Consider the following 13,982-nt stretch of genomic DNA (forward strand, 5'->3'; position numbering starts at 1 on the left):
AGGATCAGCCCGGCGAGGACTGCACTCAGGTAGGAGATAGTGCCAGCAGAGCTACCTGGATTCAGCTTCGCGGCCGTCTGCCCGACGAGACCGAAACCTGGTAGATCTCGCCCCGGCCCATCTACGCAGAACGGCCCACTTTCCCTGGGAAAGTGGGCCGTTCTGCGTGAACTCCGGCGTCAGAACATCTGCCAGTCCGAGGCCCCGTCGGGCTGGTTGTACAGACCACCGTCGGTGTTCTTGATGACGACGGCATCACCGGAACCGAAGTTGTCGTAGAACCACTTGGCGTCGGCGGGGGCGAGGTTGATGCAGCCGTGGCTGACATTCGTATTGCCCTGGTCGGCCACCGACCACGGCGCGCCGTGCACGAAGATTCCGCTGTTGTCGATGCGCACGGCATCCTTGACGTGGGTCTTGTAACCCTCCGCGGAGTCCACCGGGACTCCGTAGGTGGAGGAGTCCATCACGATATCGGCGAACTTCTCCAGCACGTAGTAGGTGCCGTTCTTGGTCTCGTGGCCGGATTTGCCCAGCGAGACCGGGAACTCCTTCTCCACTTCGCCGTTGCGCACCACCGTCATCGTCTTGGTGGCGTCGTCGACCGTGGCCACCAGCTGCTCGGGCACGGTGAAGCTGGACTTGGTGCCCGCGGCGTCGATGTTGACCACCGTGCCGATGGGCCAGAAGTCCTGCGGGCGCCACCGCAGCTGCGTATCGGTGACCCAGTAGAACTGGCCGGGCACCGGCGGGTTCGAGGTGATGTGCACCGCGTCCTGGGCCATCTGCCGGTTGGCGATGGGCCGCTGGAAGTTGATGTAGATCGGCTTGGCCGCACCCGCGATCGACCCGTTGACGGGGTTGAACGACGGCGGCACGAAAGGCGGCAGACCGCGGAACGGATTCGGGTTCTGTCCGGGCGGGGTGCCCGGCGGGATCGGCAACGGCTGCGCGCCGGGTCCACCGACCGGGGCGAACGGATCGGCTGCCGTCGGCGTCGCGGGCGGAGCCGGTGGCGCGAACGGGTTGGGGAATGCGGGCGGGGCCGGCGCGGGTGCCGGCGCGGGCGGAACGGGCTCCGCAAGGGCCGACGGGCTACCGATACCTGCTGCGACGACCGTTGCGGCCGCCAAGATCGCGCTGGCGAGTTTCCTTCTCGTCCGCTGCGACATATGTCACCTCCACTGGCATATCTGCAGACCAGTCTGGCACAGCGCGTCCACCGGCTAACCCTGGCGAGGCCGGACGGACCCCTCATCACCGTCCGACCTGCACCACTGACCTGGGATGTTCATCGCCGGTGTGAGTCCTGCCGTTACAGGGGCGAGCAACCACGGCAGGGCGGCAACGGCGATCATCACCATGGCGGTCAAGGCCGCCGACGCGCTGAGCACGGCGAACGGCCCGCCCGCGGCGAACAGGGCGCCACCGGCCAGGGCGCCGGCGACGATGCCGGCCTGGAACGTCGCCACGTAGAGCCCGGACGCACCGTCGGGGTCCTCGGGTGCGCTGTTGATCGCCGCGGACTGCAGCATCGGCGGCAGCGCCGTCGACATGGCGCCCCACGCCAGCATCCCTACGACGCCGAGCACCGGCCGCGGGTCGCCACCGGCCACGGCCGCCAGCCCCGCGAACGCGGCGACCAGCCCTGCCAGCGCGGTCATCAGGACCGCTCGCGGCCACCGGTCCAGCGGGCGGGCGAACACGGCCATGGCGACCAGTCCGGCCACCCCGAACCCGGCGAGCACCGGCGCGGTGGCGGTGCCCGTGACCTCACCGATGACGACGGCGATGTAGGTGTAGGACATGAAGTGCGCGCTGACGCCGACCAGCGTGAGTCCGCACAGGGTGGCCAGCGCGCGGTTGTGGCACCACCGGCGGCCGCCCAACCGCGTCTGGGCCGCCTCGGTGGCCGGCAGCATCGGTAGCAGCAGCCGCGCGGCGAGCGTCACCGCCGCGGCCGCCACGGTGACCGCCGCGACCGCGGCGCGCCAACCCCACGCCTGCGATATCAGCGCCGTCATCGGGTTGCCCGCCACCAGGGCAAGGGCGGTGCCGGCGTACACCGCCGTGGTCGCCCGTCCGCCGTGCCCGGGAGGAACCAGCCGGACGGCGATCGGGGCCAGCACCGACCACATCAGACCGTGGGTGAGCGCGCACAGCACCCGCGCCACCGAGAGCACCGCGAAGTTCGGTGCGAGCATCGAAAGGGCTTGCGCGACAGTCAGACACACCAGGGTCAACAACAATGCCCGGCGCCGCGGCCAGCGCGCCGTCCAGCGCACCAGCGGCAGGGTGGCCACGGCGGCGATCAACGCATAGCCGGCCAGCAGGGTGCCCACCGTCGCCGGCGCGATGTCGAGGTCGGCCGCGATGGCAGGCAGCGCCCCGACGGGCAGGATCTCGGCGGTGACGTAGACGAACGCGGCGGCCGCGAGCACCGTCAGTTGCGCGTACGGTTTCACGGTCATGCTGGAACGCCACGGTAATGCCGTGGCCGCCCCGAACCCGAGAGGACGCGCGATGATCGTCGCCTTCAGCATCAGCCCGTCGGGCACCGGCCGCTCCGACGGCTCGGTCAGCGAGGCCGTCGCCGCCGCGGTGCGCGTGGTGCGCGCGTCGGGGCTGCCCAACCGGACCTCCAGCATGTTCACCGAGATCGAGGGCTCCTGGGACGAGGTCTTCGACGTCGTCAAACGTGCCACCGAGGCGGTGGCACCGTTCGGTACCCGGATCTCACTGGTGCTCAAGGCCGATATCCGACCTGGCCACGATGGCGAACTCGACGGCAAGCTCGCGCGCCTGGAGTCCGCGATCGAGAACGCCGAACGGGTCTGACGGCGGTTAGGAGCGGACCAACCGGGCGATGGCCGCCGACGCCTCGGCAAGCTTGACCTCGGCCTCCTCACCACCCGCGGCGACCGCGTGGGTGACGCAGTGGCCGAGGTGCTCGTCGAGTAATCCCAGGGCGACCGACTGCAGCGCGCTGTTGACCGCGCTGATCTGGGTGAGGATGTCGATGCAGTACTTGTCGTCATCGATCATCTTGGCGATACCGCGCACCTGACCCTCGATGCGCCGCAACCGCTTGGCGTAGTTCTCCTTCTGCGGCGAATAGCCGTGTTCTGCATCGGCCATCGATTACCCGCCTCCCAACAGTTGCTGCATGTGACCGGCCTCCTCTTGGCGCGTGCTGATGATGCCTTGCGCCAGCGTCTTGGCGTTGGCGTCCTGACCCTCCTGGATCTCGGTGGCGGCCATGGTCAGGACGGCCTGGTGGTGGTTGAGCATGGCCTGCAACCACAACCTGTCGAACTCGGGACCGCGCAGCGCCGCAAGCCGTTGCATGGCGCCCTCGTCGAACAGGTTGGGCCCCTGCGGTACCGGACCCTGACCGCCCTGCCGGCCGTCGGTCCACTGCACCAGCAGGGCGTTGACGGTGTCGGTCTGCTGTTTCTCGCTGACGGCAAGCACATCGGCGAGCGCCTGCATGCGTGGGTCATCGGAATTGGTGCGCACCAGCGCGATCATCTGATCGATACGCGGACGCTGGGCGAGCAGGGCATCGGCGAAGGCGTGATCGATGGCGTTGACCCCCGGAGTGCCCGGTGCGGGCGATGTCGCCGAAGCGGCGGAGGCGCTCGACGCCTCGGGTGCACCGGCCTGTCTGCCACAGCCCGGCACAAGGATGGCCAGCATCGCCGCCACCAGCACCAGCACCCGTCTCATGCAGCAAGGCTACCGGTACCCCAGAGGGGTATCAGCGGGGGTTTGGGCTGGCCGTGGGCCGAATGCATACTTACCTGCATGCCCTCAGCACCGCAGGCCCGTCCCGGGGTCGATATCAAACCCCGCAGCCGCGACGTCACCGACGGATTGGAGAAGACCGCCGCCCGCGGGATGCTGCGCGCCGTCGGAATGGGTGACGACGACTGGGTCAAGCCGCAGATCGGCGTCGGCTCATCCTGGAACGAGATCACCCCGTGCAACATGTCGCTGCAGCGGCTGGCGCAGGCGGTCAAGGGTGGCGTGCACGCCGGCGGCGGCTACCCGCTGGAGTTCGGCACCATCTCGGTCTCCGACGGCATCTCCATGGGCCATGAGGGCATGCACTTCAGCCTGGTGTCCCGCGAGGTGATCGCCGACAGCGTCGAGACCGTCATGCAGGCCGAACGCCTCGACGGGTCGGTGCTGCTCGCCGGCTGCGACAAGTCGATCCCCGGCATGCTGATGGCGGCGGCCCGCCTCGATCTGGCATCGGTGTTCCTCTACAACGGCTCGATCATGCCCGGAACGGCGAAGCTGACCGACGGCACCGAGAAAGAGGTCACCATCATCGACGCCTTCGAGGCCGTCGGTGCGTGTGCCCGTGGCCTGATGTCCCGCGAGGACGTCGACATCATCGAGCGCGCGATCTGTCCCGGCGAGGGCGCCTGCGGTGGCATGTACACCGCCAACACGATGGCCTCGGCCGCCGAGGCACTGGGATTGTCCTTGCCCGGCAGCGCATCCCCGGTGGCCATCGACTCACGTCGCGACGAATACGCGGCCCGGTCCGGCGAGGCCGTCGTCGAGCTGCTGCGCCGCGGTATCACCGCCCGCGACATCCTGACCAAGGAGGCGTTCGAGAACGCGATCGCGGTGGTCATGGCCTTCGGCGGTTCCACCAACGCGGTGCTGCACCTGCTGGCCATCGCCCGCGAGGCCGAGGTCGAACTGACGCTGGCGGACTTCACCCGCGTCGGTAACCGGGTACCCCACCTGGCCGATGTGAAGCCGTTCGGCAGGCACGTGATGAAACATGTGGACGAGATCGGCGGTGTGCCGGTGGTCATGAAGGCGTTGCTGGATGCCGGACTGCTGCACGGTGATTGCCTGACCGTGACGGGTCAGACGATGGCCGAGAACCTGGCCCATATCGAGCCGCCGGACCCCGACGGCAAGGTGCTGCGCGCCATGAACAACCCGATTCATCCCACCGGTGGGATCACCATCCTGCACGGCTCGCTGGCCCCCGAGGGCGCGGTCGTCAAGTCCGCCGGCTTCGACTCGGACGTATTCGAGGGCACGGCACGGGTTTTCGAGCGCGAGCGGGCCGCACTGGATGCCCTCGAAGACGGCACCATCACCCACGGTGACGTGGTTGTCATCCGTTACGAGGGCCCCAAGGGTGGGCCGGGTATGCGTGAGATGCTGGCCATCACCGGCGCGATCAAGGGTGCGGGCCTCGGCAAGGACGTCCTGTTGATGACCGACGGCCGATTCTCCGGTGGCACTACCGGATTGTGCGTCGGGCACATCGCACCCGAGGCCGTCGACGGCGGCCCGATCGCCTTCGTGCGCGACGGTGACCGGATCCGCCTCGATGTCGCCAACGGCACCCTCGACCTGCTGGTCGACGAGGCCGAATTGGAGTCCCGCAAGGCAGGTTTCGAGCCGCTGCCGCCTCGGTACACCACCGGCGTGCTGGCCAAGTACACCAAGCTGGTGCAGTCCGCGGCCGTGGGCGCGGTCTGCAACTGACGGCAGGCCGGGGATCACCTGGCCGCGGTGCCGCCGCGGCGTAGGTGGGCTTCCACGATGTCCGCACCTAGGGGCACTCCCCCGGTATCGGCGAAACCGCGGGCGACGGCGGCCGCACCGCCGGTCATCGACATCGCGTCGAGGATGGCGGTGCGCAACCGGTCCGGGGTCAGCCGGCGGGCGGGCAACCGGGTTCCGCAGCCGGCGACCTCCACGCGGCGGGCCACCTCGAACTGATCTCGCCCGAACGGCACGACGCATACCGGTATGCCGCGACTGAGTGCCTTCTGCGTGATGCCCATGCCGCCGTGGGTCACCACGCAGACGGCGCGGGTGAGCAGCAGCGAATGCGGGACGAACCTGGCCAGGGTGACACCGGTCCGGTCCTGGGTGGGCACCGGACCGGCCGGCGACGTCGCCACCAGATGCAGGTTCAGTCCGTCGAGCGCCTCGATCGCCGCACCCACCAGCCGGGTGTCGGCCTGCGGGACCGAGGATGTGGTCACCAGGACGATGGGCCGGTCGATATCGGCGAGCCAGTCCGGCTCCTGATCGCCCACCGGATCGAACGCCGCGGGGCCGATCAGGTGGACTTTCGGCCCCCATTCGGTCTGCCGGTACTCGAAGGGTTTGCCGGTGGCCACCAGGACCGCCGGTGCGCGACGCAGCAGCTCATCGGCGGTCTGCACGGCGGGCAGCCCGAGGTCGGCGCGGACCGGGGCGAGTCCGGTGGCGAAGGGCCGGTCGAAGACCCGGCGGGTGACCGTCGCGATGCCGTGGTCGCGGATGCGGCCCCACGGACCTCGCCACGGCCGGGCGCCCGCACCGAACGGCGGCAGGCCGGGCGCCCGCAGGTAGGGGGTGAAGGGAGACAGGACGAGCCAGGGAACATCGCCGGTCTCCAGGTAGGAGATCGCGCCCCACGAGTTGGAATCCACGATGACCACATCTGGGCGCACCGTCTCGACCGCGCGCCGGATATCGGCGACTTCCAGGGCGGCGCGGCGGGTGAGCACCCGCACGGTGTCGGTGGCGGCCCGCAGCACTGAGACATCGGCCTCGTCGTGGTCGTGTTCGACCGCCTCGATCGCCGGGTCCACGGCTTGTACGGCGAACCCGAGCCGCCGGCACAGCCGGGTGCCGTCGGCGAGAGTGCGCACGTGGATGCGGTGACCCCGGCCGGCGAGTTCGGTGAGCAGCGCGCAGAACGGATACAGGTGCCCCAGCGCCGGCGCGGTGTACGCCAGGATCACCGCCATGCCAGGACTCCCTCCACTGTGTCGGCCACGTCAATTGTCATTCGCGGCACCGCCCACAGTGGATCGGGTCAGTTCGTGAACGGCTTCCTGGCGGCCATGGACTCGATGCGGCGTACCGCCACCTCCAACACCGGCAGGTAGGCCGGCGCCCACCACGGCGCCGTCATCCACACCGTGCAGCCGCCGCCGGGTCGCGGTTCGACACCGTGCTGGGTGGCCGGTACGCCGGCGACATCCCACCCCCAGCTGTGGCCGGGATCGAATTCGCTGATCACGAACGGCAGCGGAACCCCGACCGGTGTCCAGACCCGTCCCGTCGCGCCCAACAGGAAGGCGGTGCCGTCGAGCTCGGCGCGCGCGACCGTGGGACCCCACCGCGGCCACGCGTCCAGATCGGTGAGCAGCTCCCACACCGCGTCGGCGGGGGCATCGACCGTTCGTTTCGCCGTCCACACGGTTCTGCTGGTACCCACCGCCGAGGTGGCCGAACCGCGCGCAGTCGGCCGGTCGGGCGACGCCGGGGCTCAGCTGACCAGCGCGACGGCGAACCCGTCCCAGCCCTTGGCCCCGACGGTCTGGATGGCCGCGGCGTCCAGCCGCGGGTGGCTGCCCATCAGCGCGATGGTCTCGCGCACCGCGATCGCCTGCCGATCCTGCGGGTCGGGATCCAGCACCCGGCCGCCGCGGGCGATGTTGTCGCAGATGATCAGCGCACCGGGTTCGGACAAGGCGATCGCCGCCTCGAGGTAGGCCGGATTGTTCTCCTTGTCGGCATCGATGAAGAACAGATCGAACGGCCCCTTCAGCGTGGGCAAGGTGTCCAGCGCGGCGCCGACGATCACCTCGACCCGGTCGGCCACGCCGGCGCGCTCCAGGTTCTGCCTGGCGATCTCGGCGTGCCGGGGCTCGTATTCGAGGGTGACCACGCTGCCCTGCGGGCCGACCCCGCGCGCCAGCCAGATGGTGGAGTACCCGGCCAGTGTGCCGATCTCCAAGGCGCGACGGGCCCCGGTCAGCCGGGCGTACAGCGACAGCAGCTTGCCGTGCTGCGCGGAGACCTCGATGGCGGGCATCCCGGCCGGGCCCGTCGAGAGCCGCGCGGCGCGCAACGCCTCGTCCTCGGTGTTCAGCAACTCGTCGTACAGCGCGTCCAACGCGGCGTAATCGCTCATCCGGACACCCCTTCCTTCGCGTAGATCACCCGCAGCACGTGCTGGGCTTCCGGTCCCATCACGCACCCTGCCAAATCGGTCATCGTGCCGACGAATCCGGGACCATGCGGCTCGCCGTCATCGCTCAGATGGCCGGTCAGATGGTGTGCCAGCTCGTGCAGGACGACCAGCTCGCGCAACGCCCATCGGCTCTGGCCGTCCGGCACGGCGATCACGCCGGGTTCGTAATGTGCCGCGGTGACCCCGCGCCGCGCCCGCACCGCGCACATCCCCGCCGCGGGCCAGCGCAGCCGCACCGCGGGCAGCGCGAGGACATCCTCGACATAGCGGCGCACCGCGTCCACCGACCCGAACCGCGCCTCCGGCGGCAGCGTCAGCGCGGTGCCGAAGAAGTCCAGCGATCCGCGACCGTCGGCGCGGTCGAACAGCGTGCGCACGAATTCCTCTGCGGCATAGACCTTTGCCCGTTGCGCATCGCGCATCAGCGCTCCAGGCGGGCCCGCGCCCCGGACAACTCCTGCGGCGGACCGAGTCGCGCCCTTCGCCCGGCGCGGTCCCCGGCCCGGCGGGCCTCCGACGAGTACCCGGCGGTGGCACTGCTGGCCCGCCATGTCCCCCGCGCCGCCGAGGCCTTCCGGTAGAACGAGGTCAGCTCCAGGTCCTTGTTGCGCAACGCCACCGCGGTGCCCGGCACACCGTCGGCGCCCTCGGTCGCCGACCGGCGCGCATCCTCTCGGGCCTCGGACAACCGCTGCCCCACCCGCGCGCCGAAGGCCAACTGGAAGTTGATCCGGGCGGTGATCGTCGGCGTCGGCCGGTGCGCGCCGGTGGCCAGGTACTCCTTGGACGCCCGCACCATCTGCATGACCAGGCTCGAATACAGCGCATGGCTGGCATCGATGTCCTCGGCGAAACCGTATGCGTAGACGAACGTCGAGTTCGATGCCACATCGCATTTCACATCATTGGCCAGTGCGATCACGACGAACAGCTGGACGTAGGTGCGCAGTCCGCGGGTGCCCGGATCACCGATGGTGATGGTGCGTTGCACCGGGGCCTGCGCGGCGGTGCGGGTGGCCGAGTGCGCGCGGGCCACCGCAAGGTCGATCGAGGTGGCGGTGGCCAGCCGCTGCGCGGCAGCCAGGAACGCGTCCGCCTCATGCTGGTTGTCGGTGCCCTCGGCCTGCCGCAGCAGGGCCGCGATGCGGGCGAGCATCTTGTCGCTACTCATGTGGCCAGGCTAGGTAGTCGCGCCGACAACGCGGCCCGCTCGACCGTAGTTATCCACAGGCCGCCGGTCATGGCTCGACGAAGGTGTCCAATGCCGTGACCAGCTGCGGTGACAGCGGATCCGCCTTGGCGTAGTTCGCGACATTGTCGGTCGGGTCATCGCGCAGGACATGGTTGACGCCCTTGAGCTCGACCACGGTCAGGACGGTCCGCCGAAGCGCGTCGACCAACGGACGAACTCCTGTGCACGGGGCCTGCCCGTCGGTATCCGAACAGGTCAGCAGGACCCGCGTCGCGGTCGGCACCTTCGCTGCCAGCGCAAGCGGGTCGATCGAGTCCGCCTCCACCACGGCCTTCACGTTGCCCGCGTTGAGGATCGCGCCGAGCCCGTCGGGCAGCTGCGCGGGTGCGGTGCCGCGGGTGCGGGCCTGCTCGACGGCCGCGGCCCAGGCATCGAGCACCTGCTGCGCCTGTTCGGCTGTCTTGGCGCCCGAGCTCCGGGCGGCCTCGACATCGGCGCGCACCCGGTCGGTGACGATGTCCAGATAGCGTCCCGGCAGCGGCTGGAGCAGCCCGAGGGCGTGGATCTTCGGGGAGTCCGGGTCGATATCGTCGGCCAGCGTCATGGCGTGGATGGTGCCCTCACCAAGGGCGTACACCGAGATCTGGTCGGCATCGGTACCGGGCCGCGCCGCCAGATAGCGCACCGCGGCCCGAGCTCCCGCCGTGTAGGCCGCACTGCCGACGTCCGCGGGATTGGTGGCGTACGGACCGAGACCTGTCTTACCGGTGCCGACCTTGTCGTAGCGCAGCGAGGCGATGCCCTTGCCGGACAGGTATTCGGCCAGCTGACGCATGTTGCCCACGGGACCGGCCACGGCATTGTCCCCGTTGCGGTCGGTGGCACCGCTCTCCGAGATCAGCAGTGCCGCAGGCCCGGTGTCGTCACCATGGTGGCGGTAGGTTCCGTGGATGGTGAGACCGGCCGCATCGGTGAAGGACACGTCATCCTCCACCCAGCCCTGCTGGGCGTCGCCGTCCCCGGATTCTCCCGACGAGCACCCGACCACCAAAAGCAGCGCGGCGAGCAGCGAGACGATCAGGCGGACAGTACTTTTCACAGTCTGGTCGCAATCCACGAAGTGACGTCGTCGAGGACCACGGCGCGTTCGGGTTCGTTGAACACCTCGTGGTAGAGCTCGGGGTAGACCTTGAGGTTCACATCCGCCGAGCCCACCCGGTCGACCAGCAGCTCGGAGCCGGCGACCGGGATCAGCGAGTCCTGACCGCCGTGCACCACCAGCAGCGGCGCGGTCAGTACCGCGGCGCGGCGCGGCATCGTCTCGCCGACTCCGATGAGCGCCTTGGCGATACCGGCGGGCAGCTTGCCGTGGTGCACCATCGGATCGGCCTCGTAGGCCGCCACCACCTCGGGATCGCGCGACACCGCGTCGGCGGGCAGGTTCTCCACCGGCAGGCCGGGCAGCAGGCTGCCGAGCACCTTGGCGACACCGATCATCAGCGGGGACACGCCATCCTGGGCGTACACCGCCGGCCCGGACAGCACCATGGCTGCGTAATCGTCGGGATGCTCCACCCCGTAGGTGAAGACGACGCCGCCACCCATGCTGTGACCGAGCACCACCCTTTTCAGTTCGGGATGCGCAGCGGTCGCCAGCCCCACCAGATGGTGGAAATCATCGGTGTACTCGGAGATGTTCTTCAGGTAGACGCGCTTGCCGCCCGAGCGTCCATGCCCGCGTAGGTCCAGGGCATAGGTGATCAGCCCGGCCTCGCCGAAGCGCTGGGCGACATGGTCATAGCGGCGGGCGTGTTCGGCGTAGCCGTGACAGATCAGGACCACGCCGGTCGGGTCGGTTCCCGGCGTCCACACGTCGTAGACGATGGGCACTCCGGAGACACCGTCGAAGGTGCGTTCACTGCGCGTGGTGGCCACGCGGTGAGCCTATCGGCACACCGCCGCAGGCCCCGCTTGTCGGTCCCGGTCGGTAAGCTCTCGTGGGTGACCGTCCTCACAGCGGTAGACGACAGATTCGATTCCAAGGACGCGTTCCTCGCCGACGCGCAGCGGTATCGGCGGGAACTGTTGGCGCATTGCTACCGGATGACCGGTTCGGTGCACGATGCCGAGGACCTGGTCCAGGAGACCTATCTGCGAGCCTGGAAGTCCTACGACCGGTTCGAGGGCAAGTCCTCGGTGCGCACCTGGCTGTACAAGATCGCCACCAACACCTGCCTGACGGCGCTGGAGGGCAAACAGCGCCGGCCGTTGCCGTCGGGGCTGGGCACCCAGAGCGCCGATCCGCACGCCGATATCCACGAGCGGCGCGAGGTGCCCTGGCTGGAGCCGCTGCCCGATGCCGAGGATCCGGCGGATCCGCAGACGGTGGTCGGCACCCGCGAATCGGTACGGCTGGCCTTCGTGGCGGCGTTGCAGCACCTGTCGGCCAGGCAGCGGGCGGTCCTGGTCCTCCGCGATGTGCTGCAGTGGCGGGCCGCCGAGGTGGCCGATGCCGTGGGCGCGACGACCGCCGCCGTCAACAGTCTGCTGCAACGCGCCCGCGCTCAGCTCGAGGCCGTCGGTCCGAGCGCAGACGAGGTGCTGCGGGCGCCGGAGTCCCCGGAAGCCCGGGAGCTGCTCGCCCGCTACATCGCCGCGTTCGAGGACTACGACATCGACTCGTTGGAGAAGCTCTTCACCGACGAGGCCATCTGGGAGATGCCCCCGTTCGACAGTTGGTACGTCGGCCCGGCGGCCATCGGCGCGCTGTCCCGGGACAAATGCCCGGCCGAACGCGCCGGCGATATGCGCTTCGTGGCCACCACCGCCAACGGCCAGACCGCGGCGGGGATGTATCTGCGCAACCCGGAAACCGGTGTGCACGAGCCGTTTCAGCTGCACGTCATCGATATGACGGCGGCCGGTATCACCCACGTGGTGGCATTCCTGGACACCGCGCTGTTCCCGACGTTCGGCCTACCCGCCCGCCTCTGATCGGTAGGCCCGCGTGAGGGCCGCGATATCGAACTTGCCGAAGGTCGCCAGCACCGCGGCATCGAGTCGCCGGTTGGCCTCGACATCGCCGCGGCCGAGCATGTCGAAGTACTCGGTGGGGGTGACCTGCCAGGACAGGCCGTACTTGTCCTTGAGCCAGCCGCACGGCTGCTCCTGACCACCGGCGACCAACCCGGCCCACACCCTGTCCAGCTCCTGCTGGCCGGTGACCCGCACCTCCAACGACACCGCCTCGGTGAACGTGAAATGGGGTCCGCCGTTGATGCCGACGAAGTGCTGGCCGCCGAGTTCGAACTCGACGAGCACGGGCACGTCCTGCGGTGAGGGCGCGTCGGGATGCGGGGCGTGGGTGGCGACGATCCGCCCGTTGCCGCCGAAGGCGGCGATGTAATGCGCCGCCGCCTCTTCGGCTTCTCGGTCGAACCACAGATTGGGGACGATGCGCGCGGTGATCTCAGTCATGCCGATATCGACCGGTATCCGCCGCAGAATTCATCGCAGCGTCCGCAATACGACATGTCAAAGCGCTCAAATTGCCAGTTCAGAGCCATGGAAGACATCTATTTGGAACGTGTTCTACTATTGCTGTCCATGAAGACCAAAGGTGCCCTGCTCTGGGAGCTCAATTCGCCGTTCACGGTCGACGAGATCGATCTCGGAGATCCGGTCGCCGACGAGGTTCAGATCCGTATGCACGCGGCGGGTATGTGCCACTCCGACTACCACATCACCACCGGGGCGACCCCGATCGGACTGCCGGCACTCGGCGGGCACGAGGGCGCGGGCGTCGTCACCAAGGTGGGCAAGAATGTCACCGGCATCGCCGAGGGCGACCACGTCATCCTGGCGTTCATCCCGGCCTGCGGTCAGTGCCCGCCGTGTCTGAAGGGTTTCCGCTCACTGTGTGACCGCGGGGCCGTGCTGCTGGGCGGCAAGGCGATCGCCGACGGCACCAGCCGCATCCACGCCGGCGGCCGTGAGGTCTCGCCGATGAACCTGCTGGGCACCTTCTCCCCCTATATGACGGTGCACAAGGACTCGGTCGTCAAGATCGACGACGATATCCCGTTCGAGACGGCGGCCATCATGGGCTGCGCGGTGCCGACCGGCTTCGGATCGGCCACCAATGTCGCCGAGGTGAAGCCCGGCGAGACCGTCATCATCGTCGGCGTCGGCGGCATCGGCATGAGCGCGCTGCAGGGCGCGGTGATATCCGGGGCCAAGCAGGTCATCGCGATCGATCCGAACGAGTGGAAACGCGATCAGGCGATCAAATTCGGCGCCACCCACGTCTATCCGTCGATGGCCGAGGCCATCGGACCGGTGATCGACACGACCTACGGCCTGATGGCCGACAAGGTGATCATCGCCGTCGGTGAGATGAAGGGCGAGTACATCGAAGAGGCGATGATCCTCACCGCAAAGACCGGTACCTGCGTGGTGACCGGAATGGGTTCGATGATGGACGCCGACGTCAAGCTCAACCTGTTCCTGTTCACGATGTTGCAGAAGACGTTGAAGGGCAACATCTTCGGTGGCGGCAGCTCACATGTGGAGACCCCGCGCCTGGCCGCACTGTACAAGTCTGGCCTGCTCAACATCGACGATATGATCACTCGCACCTACAAGCTGGAAGACATCAACACCGGCTATCAGGACATGTTGGACGGCAACAATATCCGTGGCGTCATCCGCTTCGACGAGTCCGACTGGTAAGCACCACACACACAAACCGCCCACTCCCGGTTCGGGAGTGGGCGG

The 13,982-nt window shown here is 68.8% G+C and carries 16 protein-coding genes; 4 read left to right on the forward strand and 12 right to left on the reverse strand.

What is annotated here, in order from left to right:
• Window positions 1–179: 179 nt before the first annotated feature.
• Both FBY28_RS13255 and FBY28_RS13260 read right to left on the reverse strand, forming a co-directional pair.
• The gene (locus FBY28_RS13255; protein ID WP_141867445.1) at window positions 180–1,172 is read right to left on the reverse strand and encodes a L,D-transpeptidase; all 993 of its coding nucleotides are present in this window, start codon (window positions 1,170–1,172) and stop codon (window positions 180–182) included.
• A gap of 54 nt (window positions 1,173–1,226) precedes the next feature.
• Window positions 1,227–2,471: an MFS transporter gene (locus tag FBY28_RS13260; protein ID WP_216847664.1), complete on the reverse strand. Its 1,245-nt coding sequence runs from the start codon at window positions 2,469–2,471 to the stop codon at window positions 1,227–1,229.
• 52 nt (window positions 2,472–2,523) lie between these two features.
• Between FBY28_RS13260 and FBY28_RS13265 the strand changes: the two genes are divergently transcribed.
• On the forward strand, window positions 2,524–2,838 hold the full coding sequence (locus tag FBY28_RS13265) for a thiamine-binding protein (protein WP_141867449.1): 315 nt from the start codon (window positions 2,524–2,526) through the stop codon (window positions 2,836–2,838).
• A gap of 6 nt (window positions 2,839–2,844) precedes the next feature.
• On the opposite strand, the gene ricR is transcribed toward FBY28_RS13265, so the two are convergent.
• Both ricR and FBY28_RS13275 read right to left on the reverse strand, forming a co-directional pair.
• On the reverse strand, window positions 2,845–3,138 hold the full coding sequence (gene ricR / locus FBY28_RS13270; protein WP_141867451.1) for a copper-sensing transcriptional repressor RicR: 294 nt from the start codon (window positions 3,136–3,138) through the stop codon (window positions 2,845–2,847).
• Between the two features lie 3 nt (window positions 3,139–3,141).
• On the reverse strand, window positions 3,142–3,729 hold the full coding sequence (locus FBY28_RS13275; RefSeq protein WP_141867452.1) for a DUF305 domain-containing protein: 588 nt from the start codon (window positions 3,727–3,729) through the stop codon (window positions 3,142–3,144).
• A gap of 78 nt (window positions 3,730–3,807) precedes the next feature.
• Between FBY28_RS13275 and ilvD the strand changes: the two genes are divergently transcribed.
• Window positions 3,808–5,523 (forward strand): dihydroxy-acid dehydratase, encoded by a 1,716-nt coding sequence (ilvD, locus tag FBY28_RS13280; RefSeq protein ID WP_141867454.1) that lies wholly within the window; start codon window positions 3,808–3,810, stop codon window positions 5,521–5,523.
• A 14-nt stretch (window positions 5,524–5,537) separates the two neighbouring features.
• Here ilvD and FBY28_RS13285 read toward each other — a convergent pair whose 3' ends face one another.
• From FBY28_RS13285 to FBY28_RS13315, 7 genes are all read right to left on the reverse strand, one after another.
• Complete coding sequence (locus tag FBY28_RS13285; RefSeq protein WP_141867456.1) at window positions 5,538–6,782, reverse strand: glycosyltransferase; 1,245 nt, start codon at window positions 6,780–6,782, stop codon at window positions 5,538–5,540.
• Window positions 6,783–6,850: 68 nt separating this feature from the next.
• The gene (locus FBY28_RS13290) at window positions 6,851–7,237 is read right to left on the reverse strand and encodes an SRPBCC family protein (protein ID WP_141867457.1); all 387 of its coding nucleotides are present in this window, start codon (window positions 7,235–7,237) and stop codon (window positions 6,851–6,853) included.
• A gap of 69 nt (window positions 7,238–7,306) precedes the next feature.
• Entirely contained in the window at window positions 7,307–7,954 is a 648-nt protein-coding gene (locus FBY28_RS13295) for an O-methyltransferase (RefSeq protein ID WP_141867459.1), read from the reverse strand.
• Window positions 7,951–8,436, reverse strand: a complete 486-nt coding sequence (locus tag FBY28_RS13300; protein ID WP_174241621.1) for a TIGR04338 family metallohydrolase — start codon at window positions 8,434–8,436, stop codon at window positions 7,951–7,953. The genes FBY28_RS13295 and FBY28_RS13300 overlap by 4 nt, the downstream gene beginning before the upstream one ends.
• Window positions 8,436–9,185 (reverse strand): DUF2786 domain-containing protein, encoded by a 750-nt coding sequence (locus tag FBY28_RS13305; protein ID WP_141867461.1) that lies wholly within the window; start codon window positions 9,183–9,185, stop codon window positions 8,436–8,438. The genes FBY28_RS13300 and FBY28_RS13305 overlap by 1 nt, the downstream gene beginning before the upstream one ends.
• Before the next feature lie 67 nt (window positions 9,186–9,252).
• The gene (locus FBY28_RS13310) at window positions 9,253–10,305 is read right to left on the reverse strand and encodes an alpha/beta hydrolase family protein (RefSeq protein WP_141867463.1); all 1,053 of its coding nucleotides are present in this window, start codon (window positions 10,303–10,305) and stop codon (window positions 9,253–9,255) included.
• Window positions 10,302–11,141, reverse strand: a complete 840-nt coding sequence (locus FBY28_RS13315; RefSeq protein ID WP_141867465.1) for an alpha/beta hydrolase — start codon at window positions 11,139–11,141, stop codon at window positions 10,302–10,304. Before FBY28_RS13315 ends, FBY28_RS13310 begins: the two co-directional genes overlap by 4 nt.
• Before the next feature lie 66 nt (window positions 11,142–11,207).
• Here FBY28_RS13315 and FBY28_RS13320 point away from each other — a divergent pair, with 66 nt between their 5' ends.
• Window positions 11,208–12,200, forward strand: coding sequence for a sigma-70 family RNA polymerase sigma factor (locus FBY28_RS13320; protein WP_286178043.1), 993 nt, complete (start codon window positions 11,208–11,210; stop codon window positions 12,198–12,200).
• Here FBY28_RS13320 and FBY28_RS13325 read toward each other — a convergent pair.
• A complete protein-coding gene (locus tag FBY28_RS13325) occupies window positions 12,183–12,683 on the reverse strand; it encodes a VOC family protein (protein ID WP_141867467.1) in 501 nt (166 codons plus the stop codon). The genes FBY28_RS13320 and FBY28_RS13325 overlap by 18 nt on opposite strands.
• A gap of 129 nt (window positions 12,684–12,812) precedes the next feature.
• Here FBY28_RS13325 and FBY28_RS13330 point away from each other — a divergent pair, with 129 nt between their 5' ends.
• Window positions 12,813–13,937, forward strand: a complete 1,125-nt coding sequence (locus FBY28_RS13330) for an NDMA-dependent alcohol dehydrogenase (protein WP_141867469.1) — start codon at window positions 12,813–12,815, stop codon at window positions 13,935–13,937.
• Window positions 13,938–13,982 lie beyond the last annotated feature (45 nt).

The organism is Arthrobacter sp. SLBN-53, from assembly GCF_006715585.1.
Classification (GTDB): Bacteria; Actinomycetota; Actinomycetes; order Mycobacteriales; family Mycobacteriaceae; genus Mycobacterium; species Mycobacterium neoaurum_A.

Excerpts from the sequence above, each read along its gene's own strand:
- FBY28_RS13330 (WP_141867469.1), top strand. The coding sequence starts at position 12,813 with ATGAAGACCAAAGGTGCCCTGCTCTGGGAGCTCAATTCGCCGTTCACG.
- FBY28_RS13300 (WP_174241621.1), bottom strand. The coding sequence starts at position 8,436 with ATGCGCGATGCGCAACGGGCAAAGGTCTATGCCGCAGAGGAATTCGTG.
- FBY28_RS13295 (WP_141867459.1), bottom strand. The coding sequence starts at position 7,954 with ATGAGCGATTACGCCGCGTTGGACGCGCTGTACGACGAGTTGCTGAAC.
- ricR (WP_141867451.1), bottom strand. The coding sequence starts at position 3,138 with ATGGCCGATGCAGAACACGGCTATTCGCCGCAGAAGGAGAACTACGCC.
- FBY28_RS13265 (WP_141867449.1), top strand. The coding sequence starts at position 2,524 with ATGATCGTCGCCTTCAGCATCAGCCCGTCGGGCACCGGCCGCTCCGAC.
- FBY28_RS13260 (WP_216847664.1), bottom strand. The coding sequence starts at position 2,471 with ATGACCGTGAAACCGTACGCGCAACTGACGGTGCTCGCGGCCGCCGCG.
- FBY28_RS13325 (WP_141867467.1), bottom strand. The coding sequence starts at position 12,683 with ATGACTGAGATCACCGCGCGCATCGTCCCCAATCTGTGGTTCGACCGA.
- FBY28_RS13275 (WP_141867452.1), bottom strand. The coding sequence starts at position 3,729 with ATGAGACGGGTGCTGGTGCTGGTGGCGGCGATGCTGGCCATCCTTGTG.
- FBY28_RS13305 (WP_141867461.1), bottom strand. The coding sequence starts at position 9,185 with ATGAGTAGCGACAAGATGCTCGCCCGCATCGCGGCCCTGCTGCGGCAG.
- FBY28_RS13285 (WP_141867456.1), bottom strand. The coding sequence starts at position 6,782 with ATGGCGGTGATCCTGGCGTACACCGCGCCGGCGCTGGGGCACCTGTAT.
- FBY28_RS13255 (WP_141867445.1), bottom strand. The coding sequence starts at position 1,172 with ATGTCGCAGCGGACGAGAAGGAAACTCGCCAGCGCGATCTTGGCGGCC.
- ilvD (WP_141867454.1), top strand. The coding sequence starts at position 3,808 with ATGCCCTCAGCACCGCAGGCCCGTCCCGGGGTCGATATCAAACCCCGC.